The 2049-nt window shown below is 47.2% G+C and carries 2 protein-coding genes; both read left to right on the top strand.

What is annotated here, in order from left to right; genetic code table 11:
- Window positions 1-6 precede the first annotated feature (6 nt).
- Window positions 7-1614, top strand: coding sequence for a peptide-binding protein (locus OEY64_13340; GenBank protein MDH5543927.1), 1608 nt, complete (start codon window positions 7-9; stop codon window positions 1612-1614).
- Between the two features lie 31 nt (window positions 1615-1645).
- Window positions 1646-2049, top strand: a 404-nt coding sequence (locus OEY64_13335) for an NTP transferase domain-containing protein (GenBank protein ID MDH5543926.1), incomplete at its 3' end; no start/stop codon positions are given.

Genomic DNA, 2049 nt, shown 5'->3' with positions numbered 1-2049 from the left:
TTATTCCTGACGGCGGCCTGCCAGCCGAAACCGGCTGGTGACCAAAACAGCTCCTCATCCCAAAAACCGGATAGTAGCTCCATACATCCTCAACTTGGCGGAATGCTCGTCGAAGCGAGCATTGGCGACGCCAGCAATCTCATAGGAATGCTTGCGGGCGATGCCGCGTCACATTCCATCGCCGGTCTTGTAAACGCAGGTCTCGTCCGGTACACACCTACATGGGAGATAGAAGGAGAGCTTGCGGAGAGTTTCGAAATAACCAACGGCGGTAAAACAATTACGTTCCATCTCCGCAAAGGGGTTAGATGGCACGATGGTCACCCGTTCACCTCCGCAGATGTCATGTTCGGCTACAAAACAATTATCAATGAAAATACACCGACCGCGTACTCGGAAGATTATCTCCAGGTATCCAAAGCTGAAGCACCGGATGATCATACCTTCATAGTTCATTACGAAAAGCCTTTTGCTCCGGCCCTCGGATCATGGGGAAGCCTTACTGTCCTTCCCAAACACCTTCTCGAAGGGAAAGACATCACAAAATCCGAGCTGACCAGAAACCCTATCGGAGTGGGCCCTTACAAATTCGTGGAGTGGAAAACTCAGGAGAAGATAGTCCTTGAGGCAAATCCTGATTATTTTGAGGGGGAACCATTTATTAAAAGATATGTTTTCCGCATAATCCCAAACACCGCTACTCAGTTTCTGGAACTGAAAGCAAACGGGATAGATATGATGGGACTCACTCCAACGCAATATAAAAAACAGACCAATACAAATTCCTTTAATGAAAGTTTCCAAAAGTTTCGTTACCTTGCAAACGGTTATGTCTACCTTGGCTTCAATCTCAAAAGAGAAATTTTTCAGGATGTTCGCGTCCGAAAAGCGATCACACATGCCATTAACAAGGAAGAGATAATTGAAGGCGCCTTACTGGGGCTTGGCAAACCGGCTGAAGGACCATATAAGCCGGGCACATGGCCGCATAATCCAAACATAAAGAAATACCAATACAATCCCGTAATAGCCAGAGGTCTCCTTGCAGAAGCCGGATGGAAAGATACCGATAACGACGGCATATTGGAGAAGGATGGAAAAAAGCTTGAATTCACTATCGTCACAAATCAGGGGAACGATGAACGAAAGAAAACCGCCGAGATAATCCAAAGGAGACTGCAGCAGGTTGGGATCTCCGTTAATATACGCGTAATCGAGTGGGCCTCCTTCATCAAGGAGTTCATAAACAAAAGAGAATTCGACGCCACAATACTCGGCTGGTCGCTATCACCCGATCCGGACAACTACGACATATGGCACTCATCAAAAACGAAAGAGGCCGAGTTTAACTTCATCTCATATAAAAATGACGAGGTTGACGCTCTCCTGGAAAAAGCAAGACGCACCTTCGTTCAGGAAGAGAGAAAAACCGCCTACTACCGCATTCAGGAGATACTTGCCGATGAACAGCCATACTGCTTCCTCTATAATTCAGAATCACTACCTGTCGTAAGCGCCCGTATACAGGGGGTAACCGCGACACCTACCGGTATAGGGTATAGATGGCCAAATCTCTGGTGGATACCAAAATCGCTACAAAGGTATCAACCGTAACCTCCATGATTAACCGCTCCTCCGGAGAAAAATGAAAATGGGTGGAGTAGTCGCCATAATCCCCGCAAGATATCAGTCTGAGCGGTTTCCAGGAAAACCTCTCGCGCTCCTGAAAGGCGAACCGGTTATTGTTCATGTCGCCAGAAAAGCGGCTTCATGCAAAAAGATCGACCATGTTATTGTCGCTACCGATAGCGAAGAGATACATAACGCTGTTACCTCCTGTGGTTTTGTCGCGCGAATGACTTCTGAGAGCCATCAATCCGGCACAGACAGGATAGCCGAGGTGGCAAAATATATCGAAGACGACATAGTTGTTAACATCCAGGGGGATGAACCACTGATAGATACTGCATCGGTAGATATGGCTGTGCAAGCTCTCCTTGATGACGAGACACTTAATGTCTCGACTCTCTGCATACCTGTTCTGGAAGA

It is taken from the genome of Nitrospinota bacterium (assembly GCA_029881495.1).
GTDB lineage: Bacteria > Nitrospinota_A > UBA7883 > JACRGQ01 > JACRGQ01 > JAOUMJ01.
The sequence above is the reverse complement of the archived record's forward strand: the minus strand, read 5'-3'. Positions and strand labels throughout refer to the sequence as shown.